Genomic DNA, 25,426 nt, shown 5'->3' on the forward strand with positions numbered 1-25,426 from the left:
AAAGGAATCTGGCATGCCTATGGGAACTCATCTATTTCTCTTTATGCTTCTCGGGCTGGGATTTTATTTGATATCAGCCCTAGCTGCAAAACTCATTCCGGCCATAGACTTCTGGATTGATATTGTTCTATGGGTCGGCGCTGCGGCTTACATCTTCTCTCATCTCTCATTCATGGACGGCATTGTCTCACTCGCGACAATGTTCTACTGCTATTGGACCGCAATGGATCTCATTGTTTCAGAGCGTGTGGAAAAACCTTCGGGAGACTGGCAGGAAATCGAGCTTGCCAAAAACAAAACACGCCTCCTGTCAGACATTACGCTGACCGCCATTGTGTTTGCAGGGGCTGTCATTTTTTTCATCTATGGACCTGACACAAGCCCTCTCAAATATGTGATCCTTCTCGGAATGATCTCCGGCGGAGGGGCACTTGTGAAGCGAATACTGAATGTTTTTAGCGTAAAGGTTTTTTATTCAGCAGCCTTAGAAAAATTGCATATCAGCTCACACTATGAAACCCGTACATACCCGCTTTCCGATTTGAAGAACATTCAGCTTGAATCAACAGCAGATCTCTTAAAGCTCCATCCGCTTCTGACGATGTATTCATCCCGTTTAGATTTGACAACAAGCTTTCAGCAAGTCATTAAACTGTCTCTTCCCGGCGAAACACTGTTTCTGACGGTGAAGGAACCGCAAAAATGGAAAACAATTCTTCAGGAATACACAGATGCAGAAAACAATGTGGACAATGTGATTTCTGTTTTGCCGTTTTATCATCGAAAAAATGTGAAGCGGCTGCTCGGTAAGCTTTATTTTGCCGCCAGCGTAAAAGGGGTATCCGCTTACGCCTTATTGGTGCTCGCGTTATACGCATTACACGCCTCTCCATGGGTCATGGCTGTTGCCGTAATCCTATATTGGGTATTCAACATGTATATGTCAGACCGTGTGTTGCGGGCGGCGATGGACGCCAAGTCTTGTCATCATCCGCATGTACAGGCCGCGGCCGATAAGATTTTCAGATCGGCCGGCATTTCCCATGTCCGCATATACGAAACGGAGAGTGATGATTACAACGGAATGGCAGTAGGCATGAATGTCGGGAGGTCAATGGTCATCCTGACAAGCGCCACACTAACACTTCCACAGCGTGTCATTGAAGGCATTCTGGCCCATGAGGCGATTCATATCAAAAAACGTGACGTTCTGTCATCACAGCTTTTGCGTTTTCTATATCTTGGAGCTGTCGTGGGGATTTTCCTCTTGTTTGAGCAGCATATCACCCATCCCGAGGCCCACAAAATTGCGCTTTGGGCTTTCATTATGGCAATCATTATCCTATTCCAGCTCTATCAATCCTTTTGTTCACAATGGATGGAGGTGCGTGCTGACAACCTTGGCGCATCATTGCTGGACGGCGGTTACAAACAAATGGCTGAAGCCTTGAGAATCTTGGCGGTTCGGCAAGATGAGGATATACAGAAACAAAGTGCCTATAGCTCTGAAGCAGGTGAAGACGAGCTTCAAATTGATTCTCTCACCCGTGATAAAAGCTGGTTTTTCAGATTGATTGATTTTCAGTTCGCTCCTCATCCTCCTATGTATTGGCGTGTCGGCACTTTATTGTCAAACAAAGGACATGGGGTGCTAAAGCGCTGGCTCAGAGACCGACTGAAAGAATCGATCACTTTGAAATGAAACCGGTCAGCGTTTCATCCGTATAACAGATATGGTGAAAAAAGGGAGTGACGCGAAGTGATTGTGATCATCTTATTGTTTATATCTATTATTGTTTTTCTTTCAGTCATTCAGCCGCAGCCCTCGAAAAACAAAAGCCGCCAGCAGGCGGACAGCGGTTTTTTCGGTTATTCAGACAACGGCTCGCACCATGATGGATGCGGCAGTGACGGAGGTTTCAGCGATTCCGGCTGTGGCGGCGGAGGGGGCGGCGATTAAACGCCGCCTTTTTTTATTTCATTGATTCGATGTACGCACCAAAAGCCGAGCCCGACATGCCTGGGGACACGCGCACACGATGGAGGGCATACATTCCCTGGTCTCTCGAAGCCGCGCCCGGTTCTGTCGTCACGCCCATTTGATAGCCTGTTTTTTCAGCGGCCTTCAGCGTCTCCTCATTGTAGCGCCCTACCGGATAGCTGATGATGGTGGTTTGCTGATGAAACATGTTGTCAAACAGCTTTTTCGAATCAGCCATCTCACTTTGCTGCTGTTGAGGCGTTAATCCGTTCAGCTCAAGGTGGTCAATCGTATGGCTTTCAATCGATATGCCGTGCTGTGCCATTTCCTTCATTTGGTCCTCTGTCAGATGGTGCTTATGTCCGATCGATTTGCCGATCATAAAAATCGTTGCCTTCATCCCGTACTTTTTCAGCACCGGATACGCATCTTGATAATTGTCGGTGTACCCGTCATCAAATGTGATCAGCACGCACTTCTCACTCGGTTTTTTATCCTGCGTCAGCATGAGATATGCCTCTTTCGGCGTTAATGTCTGATAGCCGTTAACATGAAGCCACTTCATATGCGCCTCGAATTCTTTCTTTGGCACACGGAGGCTGTTTCCTGAAGAAATGCTGTGGTACATCAAAATCGGCAGCTTTGCCGGTTTCTCTGTTTTGATCCATGCGGATGTATCGTCTTCTTTTTTCTGAACTTGTACTGCCTTTTTTTCCGGTTTCTTTTGTTCCGCTTTTGGCATCGGCTGCTCTGCATTCGCCTCTTGATCAGCGCAAGCCGCAAGAACCAAACAGCTGCCCAAAAGAAAGATGCTTAAAAACAATCGTTTCATCGTTCTCCTGCTTTCTGTCTATTTCTTCCTCCTTTTTCATCGGTTTGATTCTGAGATTTTCAATAGCAAAAAACCGGACATCCCATGTCCGGTTTTTTTGATCTTATCGGATTCTCACTTCTGTCTCACTGTCAAAGAAATGGCCTTTATTCATATCAAATGCAACCGTCAGTTCATCGCCCGATTGAATATCGAGGCGGGCGTCAATCCGCGCAATAAAGTCTTGGTTGTCGATCTGCGAATAAATCATGATTTCAGAACCGAGCAGCTCTGCAACATTGATTTTGGCCTTAATCGAAGAGTTCTTATATGATTCCACGACAATCAATTCATCATGTATATCCTCAGGACGGATGCCGAAGATGACCTCTTTGCCGATGTAGCCTTTTTCACGCAGCACTTTCATTTTTCCTTCCGGGACGGTTAATGCCGCAGAACCGATTTTGATTAAGCCATCCGTGAGCTTCCCTTTGAAAAAGTTCATCGCTGGTGATCCGATAAACCCGCCGACAAAGACGTTTTCAGGGAACTCGTATACATCCTTCGGCGTCCCGATCTGCTGAATTTTCCCATCTTTCATGACTACGATCCGTGTCGCCATCGTTAGCGCTTCTGTCTGGTCATGTGTCACATAAATCGTAGTAGTCTGCAGTCTCTGGTGGAGCTTAATGATTTCCGCCCGCATTTGCACCCTCAGCTTCGCGTCCAGGTTTGACAAAGGCTCATCCATCAGGAACACCTTTGCATCCCGCACGATTGCCCGGCCCAGCGCAACCCGCTGTCTCTGTCCGCCTGACAGCGCTTTCGGTTTACGGTGCAAATATTCCTCCAGCCCGAGAATTTTAGCGGCTTCTTCGACTCTTTTTTTGATTTCAGGCTTCGGCATTTTCCGAAGCTTGAGCCCGAACGCGATATTATCGTAGACCGTCATATGCGGATAGAGCGCGTAGTTCTGAAATACCATCGCGATATCCCTGTCCTTTGGCGCTACATCATTGACCCGTTTTCCTTCAATATAAAAATCGCCTTTCGAAATTTCTTCAAGTCCTGCGACCATTCGCAGCGTCGTTGATTTCCCGCAGCCGGACGGGCCGACGAATACGATAAATTCCTTATCGGCAATATGAAGGTTAAAGTCATCAACCGCCGGTTCCTTTTGATCATAAAATTTATAAATATGCTCCATCCGCAATTCAGCCATCTAACATCCCCCTTTGTTATTGTAAACGCTTTCTTATATTGAGTGTAACAGCAATTCCCTCTCGCTAAAATGGGCAGCGTTCATAAAATCACCCAGCCATTTTTCGTGCATATTTCCAATTTATTCTGAACTTTCATTTTGCAGGCAGATAAAATAGGCAAGAAGCGCGCCTTTGTACGATTTGATATCTATCCCTGACCGCTCAATAAATTTATCAATCCGATATTGCAGGCTGTTGCGATGCAGATGCAGCTTTTTCGCTGTTAATGTGACGTTTGAGTTGTTTTCAATAAACAGCTTAATGGTCTTCCTTAGCTCAGCTTCACTTCCAAATAAAAGCTCAGCTTCTTCAGAGAGCAGCGTTTCCAGTTTTTCTTTTTCTGTTTCTAATAATAGAAAAGGAAAGATCATCTCAAAGGTCACACTCTGCACCTGAGGCAGCCGTTTTTCAGCAAACAGGAAATACGCCTGTTCACGAGCGTAATGTTTTCGCAGACACTCATCCGGCTCGTAAAATCTTCCGGCGTAAAAACGGACACTGAAGTAGAAATCACTTTCAAGAACCTTTGCGAGCGATTCCAGTTCGCCCTTCTCCGCCGCCGCTTCACTTTCCTGCTCGACAATCACGCCTCTGTCCTCATGGATCCACACAATCACAAAAGACACCGGCCAAAAATGGCGAACCGCTTCCGTAAAGGACGTCCTTTCTATTTTGCCGAACAAATGAAAGTGAACAAATCTCGTCCGTTTCTTTATGTACGCCGGCAATTCCCCTCTGGAAAAAAGGAACGAAAACCACTTGTTTTCCTCAGGTGATTTCATAGACATTTGATTGCCCTCATCCGCAGGCGTCAAAAATGCCTGCAGCACCAATACTTCTTTTTCACTGATCTCTGTTTTCGGAATGGAGATATATCTCTGATTGCTCTCATCAAAAAAACATAGACAGCCTTCCCTTATGCAAAGCTCCTCAGACACAATCGAACCGGGATAAATAGCCAGCAGCGATTTCATAGAGTCTCCTCTCTTATGTAAGGATCTGTATATTCAGTATAAGGCGAAACACACATGTTCTCCACTAAAAAAGAGTATATCCGGTATAGATAGACGAGAAACTGAAAGGGAAACCTCATTCGTTTACATATTGGCTTCAGCGGAAATAGAAGAAGACATGCAGGACCAAAGGAGGGTCATCTTATGAGTTTCGAAACGTTAAACAAAAGTTTTATCAACGGAAAATGGACTGGGGGAGAAAGCGGACGTACGGAGGACATTTTGAATCCGTATGACCAGTCTGTGATCACAACAGCATCTTTGGCAACGGGCAAACAGCTTGAGGATGCGTTTGACATTGCACAGAAAGCCCAAAAAGAGTGGGCCAAGAGCACGACGGAAGACCGAAAAGCCGTGCTGCAAAAAGCGCGCGGCTATTTACACGAAAACCGTGATGACATCATTATGATGATCGCCCGCGAAACTGGCGGAACGATCATTAAATCAACAATCGAGCTGGAACAAACGATTGCGATTTTAGATGAAGCCATGACGTATACTGGTGAATTAGGCGGCGTCAAAGAGGTGCCATCCGACATTGAAGGGAAAACCAATAAGATTTACCGCCTTCCGCTAGGTGTCATTTCATCGATTTCTCCATTTAATTTCCCAATGAATCTATCCATGAGATCCATTGCGCCCGCAATTGCGCTGGGTAACAGCGTTGTTCACAAGCCTGATATCCAAACTGCTATTTCCGGCGGGACCATCATTGCGAAAGCGTTTGAACACGCCGGTCTTCCTGCCGGTGTCCTTAACGTCATGCTGACGGATGTAAAGGAAATCGGGGACGGCATGCTCACCAATCCAATCCCGAGATTAATCAGCTTTACAGGGTCAACAGCAGTCGGGCGCCACATCGGTGAAATCGCCGGTCGCGCCTTCAAACGAATGGCACTTGAGCTCGGCGGCAACAATCCATTTGCCGTTCTTTCAGATGCGGATGTCGATCGTGCTGTGGATGCCGCGATTTTCGGAAAATTTATTCACCAGGGACAAATCTGTATGATTATCAACAGGATCATCGTTCATCAAGATGTATACGATGAGTTTGTAGAAAAATTCACCGCCCGTGTCAAACAGCTTCCGTACGGCGATCAAACCGATCCGAAAACCGTTGTCGGCCCGCTGATCAACGAGCGCCAAATCAAGAAAGCACTGGAGATCATTGAGCAGGCAAAGACAGACGGCATTGAGCTTGCGGTTGAAGGAAAACGCGTCGGAAACGTGCTGACGCCGTACGTCTTTGTCGGTGCGGACAACAACAGCAAAATTGCCCAAACGGAGCTGTTTGCCCCAATCGCAACCATTATTAAAGCTGGCAGCGACCAGGAAGCGATTGACATGGCAAATGATACTGAATACGGCCTCAGCTCTGCGGTTTTCACTTCTGATTTAGAAAAAGGCGAAAAGTTCGCCCTGCAAATTGACAGCGGCACATGTCAACGACCAGTCCGTCAATGATTCGCCGAATATTGCCTTTGGCGGAAACAAAGCAAGCGGTGTCGGCCGTTTCGGCAATCCGTGGGTCGTCGAGGAATTTACCGTGACGAAATGGATTTCGATACAGAAGCAATACCGCAAATATCCGTTCTAAATGAAAAAATCCCTCTGTTTCAAGTACAGAGGGATTTTTCTTTATTTAGATATATCCACAAACCCTTCGCCAAACACATCGCGTACGTCATGTACGATCACAAACGCTTTTTTGTCGCAGCTTCTAATGATTTTTTTCAGCATAGACAGCTCCTGTTTGTTAATGACGATATACAAAATCTCTTTTGACTGGCCCGTATAATTTCCCTTCCCTGATAAAATCGTCACGCCCCGATCCATCAAGGTATTTACCTGCTCTGCAATCTCACTCTTATTTTCTGAAATGACCGTAATGGCTTTTTTCGTATTCAAACCTTCAATAATGAAGTCCATCACTTTGGTACCGATATACAGCATCACGATCGTAAACATCATTTTTTCTGCACCAATAATAAAATAAGAGCTGAATACTACGATTAAATCAAAAAACAAGAGTGCATAGCTGATATTCCAGTCTAAATATTTATTAGCAATTCTGGCCAAAATTGCGGAACCGGCTGTCGTCCCGCCGACCCGGATAATCATGCCGATCCCGACTCCCGCAAATACACCTGCGAAAATCGCATTAATGATCAATTCATCAGACGGAATGCTCCACCCATGTGTCAGATGAAGAAAAAGCGAATTTGCCGCAACCGCAATGATCGTATAAACCGTTGTTTTTCCATCCAGAAACTTGTAGCCGATTAAAAGCAAAAACGCATTTAAGATAAAGTTCGTGACACCAGGAGACCATTGAAACAGATAATACAATATCAGCGTAATCCCAGTGACTCCGCCTTCCCCAAGATCATTGGGAATCGCAAATAAATTAACCGCAAGCGCGAAGAAAAAAGCGCCAATCACAAGCATAAGTACATCCAACATTCTCTTTTTCATCACGAAAACACTCCTTCTCATTGTTCTGTTCTAGCAAATAAAAAAACCCAGGAGAACGCTCTCGAAAAAGAGCAGAAACTCCTGGGCTTTTATCCCACCGTGTCATAACAGCCAAGCTGCTATGTGTTTTCTCTCGGTCACAGTCCAATTTGCATTGCGGAACCCTAGAAAACCACTGTTTTTATCATATCCTTTTCACTTTCCAATATTAGCATTATAAGGGACGGTTCGAATTGGTTCAAGGGGTATTTGCGGAGTTTTCATCAGATAAGCTGGAAGAAAAAATGATTTATCTATTAAAAAAGAACAGATATAACCGATAAGAAAAAAAGCATATATTTTACAAGTAAATTTAACTATAAATGATAATAATTATGAGAAATTCATAATTTTATATTGACTAAGTGAAATAATATAGGCATTATAGTACATATGTTTCGTACATTTTATTACATAGGAGGAAATATAATGGCAGGAAAACTAGTACCCTGTAAAGCTTGCGGTCAAGAAATTGCAAAGGGTGTAAAAAAATGTCCTAACTGCGGTAAGGATCAACGTAACTTTTTTATGCGACATAAAATCATTACGTTTATTCTCGCAGTTGTTGTCATCATTATTATCGGTAATATGATTGGCGGAGGCGGTTCAGAAGCCACTTCCAAAACATCAAGCAGCAGCAAAGCAGAAACTGAAAAAACATACAATATCGGTGATACTGTAAAAACTGAAAAAACTGAAGTGACAGTTACGAAGGTAGAGGACAGAGATACTGTCGGTACTCAATATGTTGAAAAGAAAGCATCTGAGGGAGGTACTATTGTAGCTGTTCAATATACAATTAAAAACGTATCTAAAAAACCGATTAGCTCTTTTTCAATTCCAACTGTTAAATTAGTTGATGCTGATGGTACTTCTTATGATTCTGATATTGATGCTTCTGTAAACTATGCAACTGAGACAAAAGTTGATAACTCTAAAATTTTGAGTGATCTAAATCCTAATATTAAAGTAACAGGTGTAAAAGCATTTGAAGTTGACAAGGAAGCTTATGCAAAAGGCACTTGGAAACTAAAATTCAGTAATGATGTTATTGTGAAAATCAAATAACAGCTAAAAAGGGTGCCTGTTCAGGCACCCTTGTTCTTTAAAGGCCTTCTCTATTGAGAAGGCCTCCATTCTTATTCCGCACTCTTATACCCATTCACATTAGAAGACTGCCATCTCCAGGAATCAGCACACATTTCCTCAAGGCCGCGTTTCGCTTCCCAGCCCAGTTCCCGCTTGGCTTTCGCAGGATCTGCAAAGCATGTGGCGATGTCTCCCGGACGGCGGTCCGCAAAACGGTACGGAACCTCTTTCCCTGACACTTTTTCAAAGGCTTTGACCATTTCAAGCACGCTGTAGCCTGTGCCTGTTCCAAGGTTGTATGCATCGGCTCCTGTAGAGTTCAATACTTTTTCCAGCGCCTTGACGTGTCCTTCTGCGAGATCAACGACGTGAATATAATCGCGTACGCCTGTCCCGTCTTTTGTCGGATAGTCATTTCCGAATACGTTTAATTGCTCGAGCTTCCCGACTGCTACCTGTGCCACATACGGCATAAGGTTATTTGGGATTCCGTTCGGGTCTTCACCGATCCGTCCGCTTGGATGCGCGCCGAACGGGTTAAAGTAACGAAGCAGCGCAACGCTCCACTCATTGTCGGCTGTATGCAAATCACGCAATATTTGTTCAAGCATGAGCTTCGTCTGCCCATAAGGATTTGTCGCACCTAATGGAAAGTCCTCCGTAATCGGCGATGTTTCCGGAACGCCGTACACTGTCGCAGATGAACTGAATACGATTTTCTTAACGCCGTATTTCTCCATGGCCTCGCATAAAATAAACGTTCCTGTCAGATTGTTATGATAATATTTGAGCGGAATCGCCACAGATTCACCGACTGCTTTTAACCCCGCAAAATGAATCACAGCTTCGATTTCATTTTCCGCAAAAACGGAATCTACCGCTTCCCGGTCCAATAAATCTGCTTCGTAGAACGTTAAATCTTTTCCCGTAATCTCCTTGACACGGTTCAGCGCCTCAGCCGAACTGTTGGACAGATTATCAAGAACAACAATCTCGTATCCGCTGTTCAATAATTCAACACATGTGTGGCTGCCAATGTACCCGGCCCCGCCAGTAACAAGTATTGCCATGATGTAACCCTCCTAAAAAATGACCTGTTTTCATTATATAGTGTTTAAAACCGGTCCACATCCATTTTTAAGAAGTTTAATCGTTTATTAATAGTTTTTTCATATATTATCAGCATTTTCATACCTTTATGCAGCGTGAACAAGTATAGCAGCTGAAAAATCAATCTGCCGGTTGACGTTTTTCTTTCCTATTTTCGCTATGCTTAATGCAGAAAGGATTTGATGACATGGCGATGAGCCCTTATATTTTTATTGTATTGATTCTTATTATTTTATCGATGTATCGAGAAAGAACGGTAAAGCCCGGGAAGTTGCTGATCATTCCGCTGCTGCTCTTATGGGGCGTATCAGCATCGTTTCAGCCGGCGTATTTTCATTCCGTATTACATGTGGCGATCAGCGGCATTTTATTACTGATCGGGCTGGCCTGCGGGTTTGGCATTGGGAAGATGGTAAATGTGCGGATTCACCCGGAAACAGGAAAGGTCACTTCACGCGGCTCACTTGGGAGTGTTATCCTCATTCTAGTGATACTTTCTTTGCGCATAGCCGCGAGAACATGGCTGCCTGAGAGCAACGAGATGTTTATTGCCATTATTCATTCTATGTTCTTCGTTCCCCTAGGCACCATTACAGCCCGTAACATCATGCTTTACAAAGCATACAGACGGCTGACCGCCGGCAAAGTATCCATTCAATAACCGAAAGAAGGACCAGCATGAACGGACAATCTCCGGCTCGGCATTACTACAAGAAGCTTGTGCCGAGCCTTATTCTCATTTTGAATTGCATACAATTTTTATCTCATCCAACTAAGGCTGATCCCATTTTGTTAGCATTTGTATTTGCGGTATACTTAGCATTCATTTGGATCATTCCCTATGTGGCATCCGCTGCTGTTAGTTTGAGCATATTCATCGGACTTTGGCTCCTGACCGATTTCTTTTGGGCTGTTTCCGGCCAAGAGCAGAGTGCCGCCTATTTTTTGATTGTATTTTTAATGATATATGCCGCCTTTAGACTCCCTTCACGGCTATCCTTGATCTTCACAGCATGTTTAATTGGAGGCAACATATTACTCCTATCCTCACAAGGGGGAAGCTTGAATACCATCATTAGCAACATCTCGATCATGCTCGGGCTGTACGTCCTCTTCTCCTCCATGCGTTTCAGACGAGAAGCGAGAAGGGAGGCTGAACGGAATCATGCTGAATTGGCAAAAATGCATGTGCAGCTGGAACATGCTCATAAAGAACTCCAGAAAGCGCATGCAGAGCTGCAGGAGGCTTCTGTTCTTTCATTAAGGTACGCGGTCCTTGAGGAACGTACAAGAATTGCCCGCGACATTCATGACAGCATCGGTCACGAGCTGACTTCTGTGATTGTTCAGCTTCAATCCCTTCCCTATATCCTTAAAAGCAGCAAGGAGGATTCAGAAAAAGTCATTCAAAATGTACTGAGTGTCGCCAGGGAATGTCTTCAAGAAGTACGGTCTGTCGTTCACCAAATGGGCCGTAGTGAATCGATGGTGGGGCTTACCGCTTTGCGGGGGCTCATTCATCAAGTGGAGGAACGGAGCGGCTTGCACGTTTCTTTAGATACTGCCGGACTGTCAGAAGAGTCTTGGCCTCCAAACGTGAGCGAAACGATCTACCGCATCTTGCAGGAAGCGCTGACCAATATCATTCGTCACGCTGACGCTTCCCATGCGGCGGCCGTCATTTCTAACGACAAGTCCCATCTCTATATCACAATCACCGACGACGGACAATTCACCGGCAGCCTTACTTATGGATTTGGCCTGACAGGAATGAAAGAGCGCGCAGAAAAAGCAGGCGGTTCCCTTACTTTCAGTGCCGTACAGCCGAGCGGCCTGAAAGTTGAGCTGTCATTGCCGCTCACGACAACGAATAAGGAGCAAAAAGATGAACAAAGATAAAATACGCGTAGCGCTTGCCGATGATCAGCCGCTTGTGCGTGAAGGCTTCCGCTACGTCATCAACGCACAGACGGATATGACGGTTTTTGGTGAGGCCGGCGACGGTCACGATATTATAGCACTCGCAAAACAAACAAAACCCGATGTCATCCTCATGGATGTCCAGATGCCGCATTGCTCAGGCATCGAAGCGGCGAAAGACATTATGTCCGCACTTCCAGATACAAAGATAGTCATTTTAACCACCTTTGACACGGAAGAATACGTATTTGAAGGCATCCGTGCGGGCGCAGTCGGCTATCTGCTGAAGGATACACTTCCTGAAGAGTTGATAGATGCGATTCGCGCTGCGGCGAGAGGCGAGGCGATTTTCCGTACAGTCACAGCTGCTAAAATCATCAGTGAGACATTTCGGGCGAAACAGCAAACTCATGCCGAAGAACTGGCAGAGCCGTTCACCAAAAGAGAGCTTGAGGTTCTTCAGCAAATGGCCTACGGACTGAGAAATGAGGATATTGCTGAAAAGCTTTTCGTCAGTGAAAGCACTGTGAAAACCCACGTGCACCGCATCCTGCAAAAATGCAATGCCCAAGACCGGACACAGGCAGTCGTATTTGCCATTCGAAACGGTATTGTGCAATAGAAATCTCTCATCCCGTCATGCTAAAATAAGACAAAGGAGATGATTGGAAATGAAAGAAGAAATCATTGAACGGTTTACTACATATGTAAAAGTCGACACACAGTCCGATGAATCCGTTGACACGTGTCCTTCCACACCCGGCCAATTGACATTAGGAAACATGCTCGTTGATGAATTGAAGTCCATCGGCATGCAGGATGCAGCCATTGATGAAAACGGCTATGTCATGGCAACTCTTCCCTCCAATACTGAAAAAGACGTGCCGACAATCGGCTTTCTCGCTCACGTCGACACCGCTACAGACTTTACCGGCAAAAACGTGAATCCGCAAATCATCGAAAGCTATGATGGAAAAGACATTGTTCTTAACGAACAGCTGCAGGTCACCCTGTCACCTGATCAATTCCCTGAGCTGTCTGGCTATAAGGGCCATACACTCATCACCACAGACGGCACCACCCTTCTCGGCGCAGACAATAAGGCCGGTATCGCTGAAATCATGACAGCCATGGATTACCTCATCAAACACCCTGAAATCAAGCACGGCACAATCAGAGTCGCCTTTACGCCTGATGAAGAAATCGGAAGAGGGCCGCACAAATTTGATGTGAAACGGTTCAATGCTTCCTTTGCCTACACGGTTGACGGCGGGCCGCTCGGCGAGCTTGAATATGAAAGCTTCAATGCCGCTGCCGCAAAAATTACGATTAAAGGCAACAACGTACATCCCGGAACAGCTAAAGGAAAAATGATCAACTCTGCGAAAATCGCGATGAAGCTGAACAGCCTGCTGCCGGCAGACGAAGCGCCTGAATATACGGAAGGTTATGAAGGATTCTACCACCTGCTGTCGATTCAAGGAGACGTAGAGGAAACAAAGCTCCACTACATTATCAGAGACTTTGACAAAGAGAATTTCCAAAACAGAAAAGAAACAATGAAGCGTGCCGTTGAAGAACTTCAAAACGAATACGGGCAAGACCGGATTCTGCTGGATATGAACGACCAATACTACAACATGAGAGAGAAAATTGAACCTGTCATCGAAATCGTCAACATTGCCAAGCAAGCGATGGAAAACCTCGGCATCGAACCGAAGATTTCCCCCATCCGCGGCGGCACCGACGGATCACAGCTGTCCTACATGGGGCTTCCGACGCCAAACATCTTTACAGGCGGGGAAAACTTCCACGGCAAATTTGAATACATCTCAGTTGATAACATGGTCAAAGCCGTAAATGTCATCGTTGAGATTGCAAAGCAGTTTGAAGCGCAAGCATAATGCCAAAAGCCAGTCCAAAAAAGGACTGGCTTTTTTGTGTGAAAATGAAACATTTTAAACACGTCCTCCGTAAAACAAGTATCAACAAATGAGGAGGAAAAACAATGACAAAACATGCAATCGCTGCAAAGAGTCTCTTGAAAAAATGGATCATTTCCAGGCCGCTTAACATGCAAAAGAAATCCAGCCCATTTCAAAAAATCAGAAAAATGTTCAAACGCTTCTTCAAATAAAACATTCAAATCCCCAAAATTCAATTCACCCGTACCGCCCAAATGCTCCGAAATTTGGGTTTTTTGTGTTCAATTCCGCAAAATAGGGTATAAACCAAACAAGCAAGAAAACAGCACCCAAAAACAGGCGATTTGAATTACGAAAACTTAGGTTAAAAGTTATATAAAGGAATTTATTTTATCGTCGATAGTAACTATAGAACCAATCATCAACAAGAGCAAACAGCGTGATTCAAGACTATTTTCAGGTCATCAGGTTATACTGTTTTAGAGGGACAGTTTCTTGTTATTTATTGATTTAGAATTTTTTGAATACTTTTTGACTTTTTATCCGTACAATAGAGAGTACCAAAACTTTTTTTGGGAGGTATGTAATATGATCCTATTTATTATCATCGCATTATGCGGCTATCTTCTTTTTTCTTTCAGCAAGGACAATCGCCGCAAACCGCAAAAGACAAGCCCTCTGCCAGCAGCCGCACCTCATCACAACAACCTAATCGACCTTGACGCCATCCGCCAAAAACGCCGGATGCATCTTTCCTAATTCTATATTTCAAACGAAAAGGCTGCTGAATCACGCAGCCTTTTAAAATTGGTTTGATTTAGAGCCTGAAACCTTTTCGCCACCTATCCGTAATTTCATACAAGGCAAACCCAAAGGAGACTTCAGCAATGATCGAGTTATTTATGAAACAAAAAATGTTCTCATTTAAAGATGCATTTCACATTTATGACCGGGATGAACAAGAAACATTCAAGGTGGAGGGGCGTTTTTTCTCGTTAGGAGACTCATTACAAATGACAGACTCATCTGGGAAAACGCTCGTTTCCATAGAACAAAAACTAATGTCTTTATTGCCGCGCTATGAGATTTCAATTGGCGGGAAAACAGTTTGTGAGGTAACGAAGAAAGTAACGTTTTTCAAACCGAAATTTGTGATTTCCGGGCTTAACTGGGAAATCGATGGTGATTTATGGAGGGATGAATTCCAGCTGACGGACGGGGAAAATGTCCGGATGTCAGTGAGCAAAAAGTGGCTCAGTTGGGGTGATTCCTATCACTTGCAGATTGCAAACGAGGGAGATGTTCTGATTTGCACTGCCATCGCTATCGTGCTTGATATGGTTTTATATAACGATGAAGATGAAAGTATTTTCTAAAAAGCATTGACAATTGATCCAAAAGTAATAATATTAAGATAATTGAAATCTGAATATGAAGTTGTACCTTATCAAGAGAGGTGGAGGGACTGGCCCTATGATACCCGGCAACCGCTGTTTCAAACAGAATGGTGCTAAATCCTTAAGAACATTGCGTTCTTGCAGATGAGGCGGAGATTTGATCGTTCAAGCTCTTCCTTACACAAAGGAAGAGCTTTTTACATGCTCAATATTTCAGAAAAGAGGCGAATAACATGGCTCAACAAACGAATGTTGCAGGACAAAAAACAGAAAAACAACGCAAAGCACCTTTCCGCGCCGATCATGTCGGCAGTTTGCTTCGTTCCGTTCCGGTGAAGGAATCCCGGCAAAAAAAAGCGGCTGGTGAGATGACAGCGGAACAGCTTCGTGATATCGAAAATCAAGAGATCACCCGCATCGTGGAAAAACAAAAAGAAATCGGTCTCGATGTGGTAACAGACGGGGAATTCCGACGTTCCTGGTGGCATTATGACTTCCTGGAAGGGCTTGACGGTGTGGAACCGTTCATCCCGGCTGAGGGAATTCAGTTCCATAACACAAAAACGAAAGCGCGCAGCATCAAAGTGACGGGAAAACTCGATTTTACGAGCCACCCAGCGCTTGCTGATTATCAATTTTTACATGAGATTGCTGGTAACGCGACGCCAAAATTGACCATTCCCAGCCCAAATATGCTGTTTTTTGGCGAAAAGGCGGATAAAGGGATTTATGACGATCAAGAGGAATACTTTCATGATCTGGCCCAAGCGTACAAAAAAGCAATCAAAGCCTTCTATGATGCTGGCTGCCGTTATCTCCAGCTCGATGATACGTCATGGTCTCTCTTCTTTGAGGAAAAAGGCAGAGAGGTTGTCCGGGCGCTCGGCGGCGATCCAGAAACATTGCCAGCCATATTTGCCAAAACAATTAACGATGCCGTCGCAGACCGGCCTGACGATTTAACGATCACAATGCACATTTGCCGCGGCAACTTCCGCTCAACCTGGGCGGCATCAGGAGGGTACGACGCTGTAGCGGAAACGATTTTGGACGGCTTAAACCTTGACGGCCTTTTCTTGGAATACGATGATGACCGCTCCGGAAACTTTGATCCGCTCCGTTTTGTGAAGCGCAAGGATCTGCAAATTGTGCTCGGCTTGATCACATCGAAATACGGCGAGCTTGAAAATCCTGAGGATGTGAAACGCCGTATCAATGAAGCCGCGCGTTTTGTCAGCTTGGACCAGCTATGCCTGAGCCCGCAGTGCGGTTTCGCCTCTACAGAAGAAGGCAACCTTCTGACAGAGGAGCAGCAATGGGCAAAGCTTCGCCATGTCATCGACATTGCCAACGATGTGTGGAGATAATCTATCATTGACAGAAATAGAAAATGTGTGAATAATAGATACTATCAGAAAATTTCATAAAAAGGTTTTCCTTATCAAGAGAGGTGGAGGGACTGGCCCTGCGATACCCGGCAACCGCTGTTTAACAGAATGGTGCTAAATCCTTTAGAGCAATGATTGCTCTTGAAGATAAGGTTGAGATTGTCACGCAAGCTCTTCCTTATCCAAAGGAAGAGCTTTTTTACATTTGAATGGAAAGAAGGAATGGACAACATGTCACAACAAACAACACCCGCAGAACAAAAATCACTTCAAAGAAAAAAACCGCCGTTTCGCGCGGATCAAGTCGGAAGCCTGCTAAGATCTGAGCCCGTCAAAAAAGCGCGGCTGCAAAAAGCGGCCGGCGATATGACCGCTGAGCAGCTTCGCCAAATTGAAAACGATGAAATCATCCGCATTGTGGAAAAACAGAAGGAAACCGGCCTGAACGTCGTGACAGACGGTGAATTTCGCAGAGCATGGTGGCACTTTGATTTCCTGGAGAACCTGGATGGCGTTGAGCCGTTTACTCCTGAGCAAGGCATTCAATTCCATAACGTACAAACAAAAGCACGCGGCATTAAAGTCACAGGCGATATCGACTTTTCAACTCACCCAATGCTTGAAGATTATTCATTTCTCCATAGCATTGCCGGTGACGCGACGCCAAAGATGACGATTCCAAGCCCGAATATGCTGTTTTTCCGCGGAAAACTGGAAAAGGATACGTATAAAAAAGATTATCACCTTTTCCAGCATGATGTATCCAAAGCATATAAAAAAGCGATTCAAGCGTTTTATGACAGAGGCTGCCGCTACCTCCAGCTTGATGATACAGCGTGGGCCGTTTTCTTATCTGAAAAAGGCTTAAAACAAATCGAAGCGTTCGGAACAACGCCTGACGAGCTTCGCCAGCTGTTTGCGAAATCCATTAACGACGCGATTGCAGACCGCCCTGATGACTTGACGGTAACCATGCATATTTGCCGCGGCAACTTCCAGTCCACTTGGACAGCGGAAGGCGGCTATGACGCAGCAGCCGAAACCATTTTTGACGGCTTGAATCTTGACGGACTTTTCTTAGAGTATGATGATTCACGCTCAGGCGGATTTGAGCCGCTCCGTTATGTAAAACGGTCTGATCTTCAGCTTGTTCTTGGCTTAGTGACATCTAAATTCGGTGAGCTTGAAAATCCGGATGACGTGAAACGCCGTATCGAAGAAGCATCCCGTTATGTAAGCTTAGACCAGCTTTGCCTCAGCCCTCAATGCGGATTTGCTTCAACTGAGGAAGGCAACAAGCTGACTGAAGAACAGCAATGGGCGAAGCTCCGCCATGTGGTTGAGATCGCTAATGATGTTTGGAAATAAGCAAAGAAAAAAACACACTTGATTCCCTAGCGGAGCAAGTGTGTTTTTTATGTCATTGTGCGGTGTAGCCCCCATCAAGGACGACAGCCTGCCCAGTGACGCCCTTCGCCTTCTCGCTTGCCAAAAACACGGCATAATCCGCAATTTCCTTGACGGAAAGCAGTCGCTTTTGCGGCACAAGCGGAAAAATGACTTGTTCAAGTACAGAGTCGTAAGGGACATTTCTAGTTTTCGATAGATCGCTAAGCTGATTGCGTACAAGCTGGGTATCGACATAACCCGGACAGAGCGCATTGACTGTTATGCCGTGGGGCGCGCCTTCCAGCGCTCCTACTTTTGTGAGTCCAATGACGCCGTGCTTGGCGCTATTATAAGCGGATTTCCCTGCAAAGCCGACTAATCCATTAACAGACGCGATATTAATGATTCTGCCAAACTGCTGTTTTTTCATGATCGGAAAAACATGCTTCATTGCAATAAAGGGGGCCGTCAGCATGACCTTGATCAGCTGTTCAAAGGTGTCTGTCGGAAACTCTTCAATCGGAGCGACGTGCTGAATACCGGCATTGTTCACCAGAATATCCAAGCGGCCGTATTGTTTTTGAATGACGTTCACCGTATCAGCAACTTGCGCTTCCTTTGTCACATCATACGGAATGGCCGCCGCGTCAAAGCCTTCTTCTGCAAGCTTGGAGACTGCTTTTTCACATGCTTCCGGACGGAGGTCTGAAACGATGACGCTAGCGCCTTCACGGGCGAATTCTCTTGCCATTTCGAATCCGATTCCGCCGGCAGCCCCTGTCACCAAGGCGACTTGTTTTCTCATGTCAAACACCTTCCCATTAAGAATTGAGTACAGACTGGCTTACAGCGAAATCAGCTTCTGTTTTTTCATAAACCTCTTCAATTGTGACACCATCCTGAAGCTCCGTCAGTGTCATGCGGCCGTTCACAAAATCAAATACAGCCAAATCCGTAATCAGCCTGTGCACGACTTTCTGGCCTGTCAGCGGAAGGGAGCATGTTTTTTTCACCTTTGATTCACCATGCTTATTGACGTGCTCCATGATGACAACGATTCGTTTCGCCCCGTTGACGAGATCCATGGCGCCGCCCATCCCTTTTACCATTTTGCCCGGGATCATCCAATTGGCCAAATCCCCCTGCTCCGAAACCTCCATTCCGCCGAGAATAGCCAAATCGATATGCCCGCCTCTTATCATCGCGAATGACTCAGCGCTGTCAAAATAAGAGGCGCCGGTCACTTCAGTGATCGTTTCCTTTCCCGCATTGATCAAATCCGCGTCTTCCGTTCCTTCCAGAGGATAGGGGCCAATTCCGAGCAAGCCGTTTTCCGACTGAAGCATGACGTGAACGCCATCGGGTATCTCATTTGCGACAAGCGTCGGCATGCCAATCCCGAGATTCACATTCATGCCGTCCTTGATTTCTTGTACAGCCCGTTTGACCATTCGTTTTCTCGCTTCCTTCACTTGGCCTCACCCTTTCCCGATGCTTGCTGAACTGTTCGTTTTTCAATCCGTTTTTCTTGGCTCGCGCCAAGCACGACATGCTGTACGTAAATTCCCGGCGTATGGATGTGATCTGGATCGAGCTCTCCTGCTTCCACGATTTCTTCCGCCTCGGCAATCGTGATCTTGCCTGCCATGGCGGCAATGGGATTGAAATTTCTCGCCGTTTTCCTAAAAACCAAATTGCCCATGGTGTCCGCTTTCCACGCTTTGACGATCGCCACATCGCCGGTAATGCCTCGCTCCAGCACATAAGTCCGGCCGCCGAATGTTTTATGTTCTTTTCCCTCGGCTATGGAGGTGCCGACGCCTGTCGCCGTATAAAATCCCGGTATGCCTGCACCGCCTGCACGAATTCTCTCAGCGAGCGTTCCTTGGGGAACAAGCTCGACCTCAAGCTCTCCGCTTAAAAACTGCCGCTCAAAAATTTTATTTTCACCGACATAGGAAGCGATCATTTTCTTGATTTGCTTGTTAGCCAGAAGCAAACCAAGCCCCCAGTCATCGACTCCGCAGTTATTGCTGACAACGGTTAAATCCTTTACTCCCTGATCTCTTATAGACAAAATAAGCTGTTCAGGGATGCCGCACAGCCCAAATCCTCCCGCGATCAGCGTATCCCCATCATGAATCAGTTTCGCAGCTTCCTTGCTTGATGACAGCACTTTTCCCATATTGATGCCCCTTTCGTTTTCTTCTACACTAGACCAGTCAGGCTGTAAATCGCGATCACAGCAAATACGGCAGCCGTTTTAATGAGCGTGATCGCAAAAATATCGCGATAGGATTGCCGGTGTGTCAAACCCGTCACGGCCAGAAGCGTGATAACAGCGCCATTATGCGGCAGTGTGTCCATCCCGCCTGATGCCATTGAAATGACCCGATGCATCACCTCTGGCGGAATATTATAAGCCTGAATCGCCTGTAAGTATTGTTCTGACATCGCGCTTAACGCAATGCCCATTCCTCCTGAAGCCGAGCCGGTGATTCACGCCAGCGCAGTTGTCGTAACGGCGCCATTTACAAGAGGATCGGTAAAAGTATGTGAAATTCCGCTGCTCAGCTTATGAAACCCCGGCAGCGCGGCGATAATGCCGCCGAACCCGTACTCGGCACCCGTATTCATAGATGCCAGCAAGGCGCCGCCGATCCCTTCATTCAGCCCTTCCTTCATTTGGGCAAACACACTTCTCCAATCAAATAAAATCGTTGTGATGATGCCAATCACTAAAGCAATCTCCACCGACCAAATAGCAGCCGCTGAAGAAATATCAAGCCTGCCGAACTCCTTTAATCCTATGGAAGAAAAATCAAATCCATTCGGATACCACTTTGGCAGGTAAATGGTGAAATATTTATTCACTGCACCGACGAGAATAAGCGGGACAAAGGCAAGCGCGTGCCGAATCGGGCTTTTGTCCAGTTCAGCCGCGGACTCAATCGATTCAGGAGCAGGAGCATTCTGCGAATCAAAACCGCCATAGCCTTCGCCAGATGCCTGCGCTTTTTTCCGCCTTGATTCCAAATAGAGCATCCCAGCTGCCAGCACAATCACTGCGCCCATCAAGCCCAGCCAAGGGGCGGCATAAATGTCTGTTTTGAAAAACGACGTCGGAATGACATTTTGGATTTGCGGCGTTCCCGGAAGTGCGTCCATCGTAAACGTAAAAGCCCCTAAAGCAATCGTTCCCGGGATGAGGCGTTTTGGTATGTTTGCTTCTTGGAACATGTTTTTCGCAAAAGGATATACGGCAAATACGACAACAAACAGGCTGACACCGCTGTACGTCAAGACAGCACCCATCAACACAATGGCAAGTATCGCTCTTTTTGCCCCGACAAGCCGGACAATTGTTTTCGCGATTGATGCCGCAAGCCCGGCCATTTCAACGACCTTTCCAAAAATGGCACCGAGCAAAAACACTGGGAAATACAGTTTAATAAAACCCGCCATCTTCTCCATAAAAATTGATGAGAAAAAAGGAAGCACATGGCTTGGATCTGTCAGCAGCACCGCGAATAACGCGCAAATCGGCGCAAACAATATGACAGAAAATCCCCGATACGCCGTAAACATCAGCAAACCTAACGCCAATAGAATGATGATCAGTTCCACACACACATCCCCCGTTTCCGCGAACTAGAAAGCGTTTACATAAACCTGTCCGCATCGGCTGTTTCCGTCCCCTTTCCATATATGTACGAGAAGCGTGGGCCAACTATTCCGATTAAAAAAGGAAAGCTCCCTTTTTTCGGAGCTTTCCTCTGCCATTCATTTCATTCCTATTAGGATATCAACATCAACCGTAATATCGGCTGTTTTCATCTCTTTCAGCAGGCTGATTCGATCTTTCGGCGCCGACCAGGCAAGCGGCGTCATCTTGAGAAGCCAGTGGATCGCCTGCTGGTCAAGCGTTTTAACATAGCGCAGCCTGACAGGACGGCTGTGTGCTGCATTTGCTGTAAAACGCTCAACAGCTGCCGCATTGGAATACGTGCGCCTTGGTGAATCAGTATATAAAAATTGCCTTAATTCTATTAAATAATCGCTTCGCGGCACTACTTTTACGAGCATGCCATCATTCTTCAGCAGTCTATGAAACTCTGCATAATTGGACGGCGAAAAAATAGACAGCACAACATCAAATTGGCGATCATGAAAAGGAGCACGCGCCACATCGGCAACCGCCCACATCTGATCTTTGAATGCCTTAGAAGCTTTTAAGATCCCATCCTTCGAAAGATCTATGCCGGTTCCTATCGCTGCTTTCCCTGCATAATCAAACCCGCAAAGCGCATTCAAATGAGAACCCTCACCGCAACCGCTGTCCAGGATGGTGAATGCCTCATGACCAGATTTGGGATGACTGATGAGTTCTGCAATCGCATCATGGAGCGGGTCAAAAAAACCACATTCTCCAATCAGCCTGCTCCTCGCTTCAAAAAGCTCGGCACCGTAACTGGTTTTGACCGGCTTCGTCAGAAAGTTCACGTAGCCGTGCCGAGATAGATCAAATGTATGTCCTCGTTCTGTACAAATCAAGCTTTTCCCTGATGCCGCATCCATAGAAGAATCGCAGAGCGGGCATCGAAACATGCTGAAATCAACTGTTCGCTTCATGATAAAAAACACCCCATTCATTCATTTTTAGTTAAATGAAAAAGGCATAGACAAATAAACCTAGGCCTATCTCAAAAATTGGCCAGGTCTGGCAGTTTGTCTACACCTGTCATTATCTATAACGAATGAATTGGATAATCATGAAAAAAACTCCCTTTCTGCTGTATGGGTTTCCCCGTTTCCATCATACAACAAATATCCAGGAGCTGGAACCTTATAGTGAAGAAAAATCAGTACTGACATGCTGGTATCCCGCCAACATCATATCAGCATAGCAATCCAGCATGTTTTTCCTTTATTTTCTCATTTTAGAATATAAATTTTATTATTGTGAAAATAGTTAAAAAGGTTGATTTTCAAAAAGTGAAAGGATAAAATACTGCTATCATCTTAGAAAAAGACATTCTTGTATATGATCAGTAATATGGTCTGATTGTTTCTACCTAGTAACCGTAAAAAACTAGACTACAAGAAAGTTTGAATAAATTTGAACGAGTTGAAAAGGACAAGTTCTTTTCTGTTTGCTCTTATTTTTCACACTTTCTGCACTTCCAGAATTTGTGAAGGATAAGAGCTTTTTTTGTTTCCATAATAACCCTCATAGGAGTTGCTATCATGTACTTTTTACTAAACCTTGTCGGTCTCATTGTGATTATGGCAGTTGTATTCCTATGTTCTCCGCAGAAAAAGAAAATCAAGTGGCGCCCGATCATGACGTTAATTGTTCTGGAATTGCTGATTACTTGGTTTATGCTGGGAACAAAAGTCGGAAGCTGGGCCATCGGTAAAATAGGTGATTTCTTCACTTGGCTGATTGCTTGCGCCAGTGACGGTATCGCGTTTGCCTTTCCGTCAGTGATGGCGAATGAAACAGTAGACTTTTTCTTTAGTGCGCTTCTTCCAATTATTTTTATCGTCACATTCTTTGATATTTTAACGTATTTCGGCATTTTGCCTTGGCTGATTGATAAAATCGGATGGGTGATTTCAAAGGCTTCCCGCTTGCCGAAATTAGAAAGCTTTTTCTCTATTCAAATGATGTTTCTTGGAAATACCGAAGCACTTGCGGTTATCCGCCAGCAGCTAACGGTTTTAAGCAACAACCGCCTGCTCACATTCGGCTTAATGAGCATGAGCAGCATCAGCGGCTCCATTATCGGATCTTATCTGTCAATGGTGCCTGCGACATACGTGTTTACAGCCATTCCTTTGAACTGCTTAAACGCGCTGATTATCGCAAACCTGCTGAATCCTGTTCACGTGCCGGAGGATGAAGATATCATCTATACACCGCCTAAAGAAGAGAAGAAAGACTTTTTCTCTACGATTTCTAACAGTATGCTTGTCGGTATGAACATGGTTATCGTTATTTTGGCAATGGTGATCGGATATGTCGCATTAACGTCAGCAGTTAATGGCATTCTTGGCGTTTTCGTACACGGCCTGACCATCCAGACGATTTTTGCTTATCTGTTCAGTCCGTTCGCATTCCTGCTTGGATTGCCGCTGCACGATGCGATGTATGTTGCTCAGCTGATGGGCATGAAATTAGCAACGAACGAGTTTGTTGCGATGCTTGACTTGAAAAACAATCTCAAATCCCTTCCGCCTCACACCGTTGCGGTGGCGACGACATTCCTGACGTCCTTTGCAAACTTCAGTACGGTCGGCATGATTTACGGCACGTACAATTCGATCCTTGACGGAGAAAAGTCAACGGTCATCGGGAAAAACGTGTGGAAGCTGCTCGTCAGCGGAATTGCGGTATCTTTATTAAGTGCTGCGATTGTCGGCCTGTTTGTGTGGTAGAAACATTGAGCCATATCCCTTTTCGGATATGGCTCTTTTCATTATTGATAAATAGAGGCTGGCACCTGCACATCCCGGATTCCCGCTGCATAAGGCCCCAAGTCATACTGGCCGAAGACGATGGCGATCCCGTTTGCCGTAAAGTAAAACATTGTGTCTTTGTTTAGGGTTATATCCTCTTTCTTTACATCAGGGAAAAACAGCTCATCGTGTTTTTTGATATAGCTATATAGGTAATCTCTCGTTTTGCTGACTTTTGTTTTGGTGTTCAGAATCTGATCCAGCGTCACCCGCTTTTGTGCTTTCAAGTCATAGTTGAAGGACTGGACAGACGTTAAACCGTGGGCGCCCCCTGAATAGATATAATTGAGTGTTTGAATGCTGAGCTTGCCTGCCGCATTGTATTTGACGCTGAAGGATGTTTGATATTCCGTTTTAAAGCCCTGCTGTTCGCCTGCTTTTTTGTTTTTCAGATATTCCTGATACGATTGTTCAATGTAGACTTTCAGCTCTTGATTGATTTTCTTTTCAAACGCGGCATTCCCGACGTGATGCACTTGTGGATACGTTAACTCCTTGATCTTTTTGTACGTATGGGTGCTGACAGTCGGTGTTTTCGCTTGAACTGCTTTTAAAGATGGGGCCGCATATGCAACTACGGAAAAAAGCAAGACTGCAATCCCCGCGGCTTTCAGCATTTTATTCCATTTCATACAATCTCCTCCTTTGATGTCGTTGTTTATCATTCCCTTATTTAAGCAATACACACTTTTATAGACTGATTAAATCGAAAGAAGTTTCTAGGTCTAACAGCATGATTTTTCCAATAAAAAAAGAGACACAGGATGTCTCTTTTTTTACTGTTTGCGCCCAGAAATCGCTTCATGAACGGCCTGTGCCAAATCTGTATTTCCGAACATTTCTAATACCGCAATGACAGTCTGGTCCGGAATGTGCTCTGCTTCGTGTTTTGGCACGACCAGATCGTCCATGGTTTTTTTCAAGCTTTCATTCAGCTTTTGCTGCGGATACGCTTTGGCGTACAGCTCCATCGGATCAAGATCATGGTTCACGCACCACTGGGCAAACACCAAAATCATCATATTTTCATCGCGTTCGTAAGCTTCAGCGAGCTGTTTTTCGTTCATTTGTCATGCTCCTTATGAAAAGTATCTTCCTTAAAGAT

General features: G+C 45.3%; 24 protein-coding genes, 2 pseudogenes and 4 riboswitches. Of the genes and pseudogenes, 14 read left to right on the plus strand and 12 right to left on the minus strand.

Features of this window, described 5'->3' with window-relative positions:
* Positions 1-13: 13 nt before the first annotated feature.
* Together MHB62_RS20115 and MHB62_RS20120 are read left to right on the plus strand one after the other, a co-directional pair.
* Positions 14-1,702: a M56 family metallopeptidase gene (locus tag MHB62_RS20115; protein WP_010886639.1), complete on the plus strand. Its 1,689-nt coding sequence runs from the start codon at positions 14-16 to the stop codon at positions 1,700-1,702.
* Positions 1,703-1,759: 57 nt separating this feature from the next.
* Positions 1,760-1,960 carry a hypothetical protein gene (locus tag MHB62_RS20120; protein ID WP_019712846.1) on the plus strand — a complete coding sequence of 67 codons (201 nt, stop codon included), beginning with the start codon at positions 1,760-1,762 and terminating at the stop codon, positions 1,958-1,960.
* Between the two features lie 13 nt (positions 1,961-1,973).
* Here the strand turns inward: MHB62_RS20120 and MHB62_RS20125 are convergent, their stop codons facing one another.
* From MHB62_RS20125 to MHB62_RS20135, 3 genes are all read right to left on the minus strand, one after another.
* The gene (locus MHB62_RS20125) at positions 1,974-2,813 is read right to left on the minus strand and encodes a polysaccharide deacetylase family protein (RefSeq protein ID WP_019712847.1); all 840 of its coding nucleotides are present in this window, start codon (positions 2,811-2,813) and stop codon (positions 1,974-1,976) included.
* 103 nt (positions 2,814-2,916) lie between these two features.
* The gene (gene msmX, locus MHB62_RS20130; protein WP_003242648.1) at positions 2,917-4,014 is read right to left on the minus strand and encodes a maltodextrin ABC transporter ATP-binding protein MsmX; all 1,098 of its coding nucleotides are present in this window, start codon (positions 4,012-4,014) and stop codon (positions 2,917-2,919) included.
* 120 nt (positions 4,015-4,134) lie between these two features.
* Positions 4,135-5,028, minus strand: a complete 894-nt coding sequence (locus tag MHB62_RS20135; RefSeq protein WP_019712848.1) for a CdaR family transcriptional regulator — start codon at positions 5,026-5,028, stop codon at positions 4,135-4,137.
* 183 nt (positions 5,029-5,211) lie between these two features.
* Between MHB62_RS20135 and MHB62_RS20140 the strand changes: the two are divergent.
* Positions 5,212-6,664: pseudogene (locus MHB62_RS20140) on the plus strand (aldehyde dehydrogenase family protein).
* A gap of 41 nt (positions 6,665-6,705) precedes the next feature.
* Here MHB62_RS20140 and MHB62_RS20145 read toward each other — a convergent pair.
* Entirely contained in the window at positions 6,706-7,542 is an 837-nt protein-coding gene (locus MHB62_RS20145; protein ID WP_019712849.1) for a YitT family protein, read from the minus strand.
* Between the two features lie 76 nt (positions 7,543-7,618).
* Positions 7,619-7,721: riboswitch (guanidine-I (ykkC/yxkD leader) on the minus strand.
* A gap of 388 nt (positions 7,722-8,109) precedes the next feature.
* On the opposite strand from MHB62_RS20145, the gene MHB62_RS20150 reads away from it, so the two are divergent.
* Entirely contained in the window at positions 8,110-8,649 is a 540-nt protein-coding gene (locus MHB62_RS20150) for a DUF4352 domain-containing protein (protein WP_121549361.1), read from the plus strand.
* Between the two features lie 71 nt (positions 8,650-8,720).
* Here the strand turns inward: MHB62_RS20150 and galE are convergent, their stop codons facing one another.
* Positions 8,721-9,740, minus strand: coding sequence for a UDP-glucose 4-epimerase GalE (gene galE, locus MHB62_RS20155; protein WP_029318629.1), 1,020 nt, complete (start codon positions 9,738-9,740; stop codon positions 8,721-8,723).
* A 227-nt stretch (positions 9,741-9,967) separates the two neighbouring features.
* Between galE and MHB62_RS20160 the strand changes: the two genes are divergently transcribed.
* From MHB62_RS20160 to MHB62_RS20200, 9 genes are all read left to right on the plus strand, one after another.
* The gene (locus tag MHB62_RS20160) at positions 9,968-10,441 is read left to right on the plus strand and encodes a DUF1453 family protein (protein ID WP_032722731.1); all 474 of its coding nucleotides are present in this window, start codon (positions 9,968-9,970) and stop codon (positions 10,439-10,441) included.
* Between the two features lie 17 nt (positions 10,442-10,458).
* Positions 10,459-11,679, plus strand: a complete 1,221-nt coding sequence (gene yxjM / locus MHB62_RS20165) for a two-component system sensor histidine kinase YxjM (protein ID WP_032722732.1) — start codon at positions 10,459-10,461, stop codon at positions 11,677-11,679.
* Positions 11,666-12,322 carry a two-component system response regulator YxJL gene (gene yxjL / locus MHB62_RS20170; protein WP_029318626.1) on the plus strand — a complete coding sequence of 219 codons (657 nt, stop codon included), beginning with the start codon at positions 11,666-11,668 and terminating at the stop codon, positions 12,320-12,322. The genes yxjM and yxjL overlap by 14 nt, the downstream gene beginning before the upstream one ends.
* Positions 12,323-12,371: 49 nt before the next feature.
* Positions 12,372-13,604 (plus strand): peptidase T, encoded by a 1,233-nt coding sequence (pepT, locus tag MHB62_RS20175; protein WP_003244314.1) that lies wholly within the window; start codon positions 12,372-12,374, stop codon positions 13,602-13,604.
* Between the two features lie 104 nt (positions 13,605-13,708).
* On the plus strand, positions 13,709-13,837 hold the full coding sequence (locus MHB62_RS20180; protein ID WP_003227241.1) for a hypothetical protein: 129 nt from the start codon (positions 13,709-13,711) through the stop codon (positions 13,835-13,837).
* A 283-nt stretch (positions 13,838-14,120) separates the two neighbouring features.
* Positions 14,121-14,384, plus strand: a complete 264-nt coding sequence (locus tag MHB62_RS20185) for a hypothetical protein (protein WP_072173222.1) — start codon at positions 14,121-14,123, stop codon at positions 14,382-14,384.
* A 128-nt stretch (positions 14,385-14,512) separates the two neighbouring features.
* A complete protein-coding gene (locus MHB62_RS20190) occupies positions 14,513-15,001 on the plus strand; it encodes an LURP-one-related/scramblase family protein (protein ID WP_014481330.1) in 489 nt (162 codons plus the stop codon).
* Between the two features lie 65 nt (positions 15,002-15,066).
* Positions 15,067-15,173, plus strand: a riboswitch (SAM riboswitch).
* Positions 15,174-15,255: 82 nt separating this feature from the next.
* On the plus strand, positions 15,256-16,389 hold the full coding sequence (locus tag MHB62_RS20195) for a 5-methyltetrahydropteroyltriglutamate--homocysteine S-methyltransferase (RefSeq protein WP_014481331.1): 1,134 nt from the start codon (positions 15,256-15,258) through the stop codon (positions 16,387-16,389).
* A 68-nt stretch (positions 16,390-16,457) separates the two neighbouring features.
* A riboswitch (SAM riboswitch) is annotated at positions 16,458-16,564 on the plus strand.
* 77 nt (positions 16,565-16,641) lie between these two features.
* On the plus strand, positions 16,642-17,778 hold the full coding sequence (locus MHB62_RS20200) for a 5-methyltetrahydropteroyltriglutamate--homocysteine S-methyltransferase (RefSeq protein WP_032722734.1): 1,137 nt from the start codon (positions 16,642-16,644) through the stop codon (positions 17,776-17,778).
* Positions 17,779-17,830: 52 nt separating this feature from the next.
* On the opposite strand, the gene MHB62_RS20205 is transcribed toward MHB62_RS20200, so the two are convergent.
* The 5 genes and pseudogenes from MHB62_RS20205 to MHB62_RS20225 form a co-directional block, all read right to left on the minus strand.
* A complete protein-coding gene (locus tag MHB62_RS20205; RefSeq protein WP_029726181.1) occupies positions 17,831-18,604 on the minus strand; it encodes a 3-hydroxybutyrate dehydrogenase in 774 nt (257 codons plus the stop codon).
* A gap of 16 nt (positions 18,605-18,620) precedes the next feature.
* The gene (locus MHB62_RS20210; RefSeq protein ID WP_003243049.1) at positions 18,621-19,271 is read right to left on the minus strand and encodes a succinyl-CoA--3-ketoacid CoA transferase subunit B; all 651 of its coding nucleotides are present in this window, start codon (positions 19,269-19,271) and stop codon (positions 18,621-18,623) included.
* Positions 19,268-19,984: a succinyl-CoA--3-ketoacid CoA transferase subunit A gene (locus MHB62_RS20215; protein WP_014481335.1), complete on the minus strand. Its 717-nt coding sequence runs from the start codon at positions 19,982-19,984 to the stop codon at positions 19,268-19,270. Before MHB62_RS20215 ends, MHB62_RS20210 begins: the two co-directional genes overlap by 4 nt.
* 23 nt (positions 19,985-20,007) lie before the next feature.
* Positions 20,008-21,426, minus strand: a pseudogene (locus MHB62_RS20220) (GntP family permease).
* 156 nt (positions 21,427-21,582) lie between these two features.
* Positions 21,583-22,431 (minus strand): methyltransferase domain-containing protein, encoded by an 849-nt coding sequence (locus tag MHB62_RS20225; protein WP_032722735.1) that lies wholly within the window; start codon positions 22,429-22,431, stop codon positions 21,583-21,585.
* Positions 22,432-22,817: 386 nt separating this feature from the next.
* Positions 22,818-22,919: riboswitch (purine riboswitch) on the plus strand.
* Positions 22,920-23,046: 127 nt separating this feature from the next.
* Between MHB62_RS20225 and MHB62_RS20230 the strand changes: the two genes are divergently transcribed.
* Positions 23,047-24,240, plus strand: coding sequence for a NupC/NupG family nucleoside CNT transporter (locus tag MHB62_RS20230; RefSeq protein ID WP_032722736.1), 1,194 nt, complete (start codon positions 23,047-23,049; stop codon positions 24,238-24,240).
* Between the two features lie 41 nt (positions 24,241-24,281).
* On the opposite strand, the gene MHB62_RS20235 is transcribed toward MHB62_RS20230, so the two are convergent.
* Entirely contained in the window at positions 24,282-24,953 is a 672-nt protein-coding gene (locus MHB62_RS20235; RefSeq protein WP_032722737.1) for a DUF3298 and DUF4163 domain-containing protein, read from the minus strand.
* 144 nt (positions 24,954-25,097) lie between these two features.
* Positions 25,098-25,388 (minus strand): hypothetical protein, encoded by a 291-nt coding sequence (locus MHB62_RS20240; RefSeq protein ID WP_014478421.1) that lies wholly within the window; start codon positions 25,386-25,388, stop codon positions 25,098-25,100.
* Between the last annotated feature and the right edge of the window lie 38 nt (positions 25,389-25,426).

The sequence above is a fragment of the Bacillus sp. FSL K6-0255 genome, from assembly GCF_045040725.1.
GTDB lineage: Bacteria > Bacillota > Bacilli > Bacillales > Bacillaceae > Bacillus > Bacillus subtilis.

What these genes read in the sequence shown, in the direction of transcription:
- MHB62_RS20230 (WP_032722736.1), top strand. Translation starts at nt 23,047, where the DNA reads ATGTACTTTTTACTAAACCTTGTCGGTCTCATTGTGATTATGGCAGTT.
- MHB62_RS20160 (WP_032722731.1), top strand. Translation starts at nt 9,968, where the DNA reads ATGGCGATGAGCCCTTATATTTTTATTGTATTGATTCTTATTATTTTA.
- MHB62_RS20215 (WP_014481335.1), bottom strand. Translation starts at nt 19,984, where the DNA reads ATGGGAAAAGTGCTGTCATCAAGCAAGGAAGCTGCGAAACTGATTCAT.
- MHB62_RS20235 (WP_032722737.1), bottom strand. Translation starts at nt 24,953, where the DNA reads ATGAAATGGAATAAAATGCTGAAAGCCGCGGGGATTGCAGTCTTGCTT.
- yxjM (WP_032722732.1), top strand. Translation starts at nt 10,459, where the DNA reads ATGAACGGACAATCTCCGGCTCGGCATTACTACAAGAAGCTTGTGCCG.
- MHB62_RS20125 (WP_019712847.1), bottom strand. Translation starts at nt 2,813, where the DNA reads ATGAAACGATTGTTTTTAAGCATCTTTCTTTTGGGCAGCTGTTTGGTT.
- MHB62_RS20200 (WP_032722734.1), top strand. Translation starts at nt 16,642, where the DNA reads ATGTCACAACAAACAACACCCGCAGAACAAAAATCACTTCAAAGAAAA.
- MHB62_RS20225 (WP_032722735.1), bottom strand. Translation starts at nt 22,431, where the DNA reads ATGAAGCGAACAGTTGATTTCAGCATGTTTCGATGCCCGCTCTGCGAT.
- MHB62_RS20115 (WP_010886639.1), top strand. Translation starts at nt 14, where the DNA reads ATGCCTATGGGAACTCATCTATTTCTCTTTATGCTTCTCGGGCTGGGA.
- MHB62_RS20190 (WP_014481330.1), top strand. Translation starts at nt 14,513, where the DNA reads ATGATCGAGTTATTTATGAAACAAAAAATGTTCTCATTTAAAGATGCA.
- MHB62_RS20205 (WP_029726181.1), bottom strand. Translation starts at nt 18,604, where the DNA reads ATGAGAAAACAAGTCGCCTTGGTGACAGGGGCTGCCGGCGGAATCGGA.
- MHB62_RS20180 (WP_003227241.1), top strand. Translation starts at nt 13,709, where the DNA reads ATGACAAAACATGCAATCGCTGCAAAGAGTCTCTTGAAAAAATGGATC.
- msmX (WP_003242648.1), bottom strand. Translation starts at nt 4,014, where the DNA reads ATGGCTGAATTGCGGATGGAGCATATTTATAAATTTTATGATCAAAAG.
- MHB62_RS20195 (WP_014481331.1), top strand. Translation starts at nt 15,256, where the DNA reads ATGGCTCAACAAACGAATGTTGCAGGACAAAAAACAGAAAAACAACGC.
- MHB62_RS20135 (WP_019712848.1), bottom strand. Translation starts at nt 5,028, where the DNA reads ATGAAATCGCTGCTGGCTATTTATCCCGGTTCGATTGTGTCTGAGGAG.
- MHB62_RS20150 (WP_121549361.1), top strand. Translation starts at nt 8,110, where the DNA reads ATGCGACATAAAATCATTACGTTTATTCTCGCAGTTGTTGTCATCATT.
- MHB62_RS20240 (WP_014478421.1), bottom strand. Translation starts at nt 25,388, where the DNA reads ATGAACGAAAAACAGCTCGCTGAAGCTTACGAACGCGATGAAAATATG.
- galE (WP_029318629.1), bottom strand. Translation starts at nt 9,740, where the DNA reads ATGGCAATACTTGTTACTGGCGGGGCCGGGTACATTGGCAGCCACACA.
- pepT (WP_003244314.1), top strand. Translation starts at nt 12,372, where the DNA reads ATGAAAGAAGAAATCATTGAACGGTTTACTACATATGTAAAAGTCGAC.
- yxjL (WP_029318626.1), top strand. Translation starts at nt 11,666, where the DNA reads ATGAACAAAGATAAAATACGCGTAGCGCTTGCCGATGATCAGCCGCTT.
- MHB62_RS20145 (WP_019712849.1), bottom strand. Translation starts at nt 7,542, where the DNA reads ATGAAAAAGAGAATGTTGGATGTACTTATGCTTGTGATTGGCGCTTTT.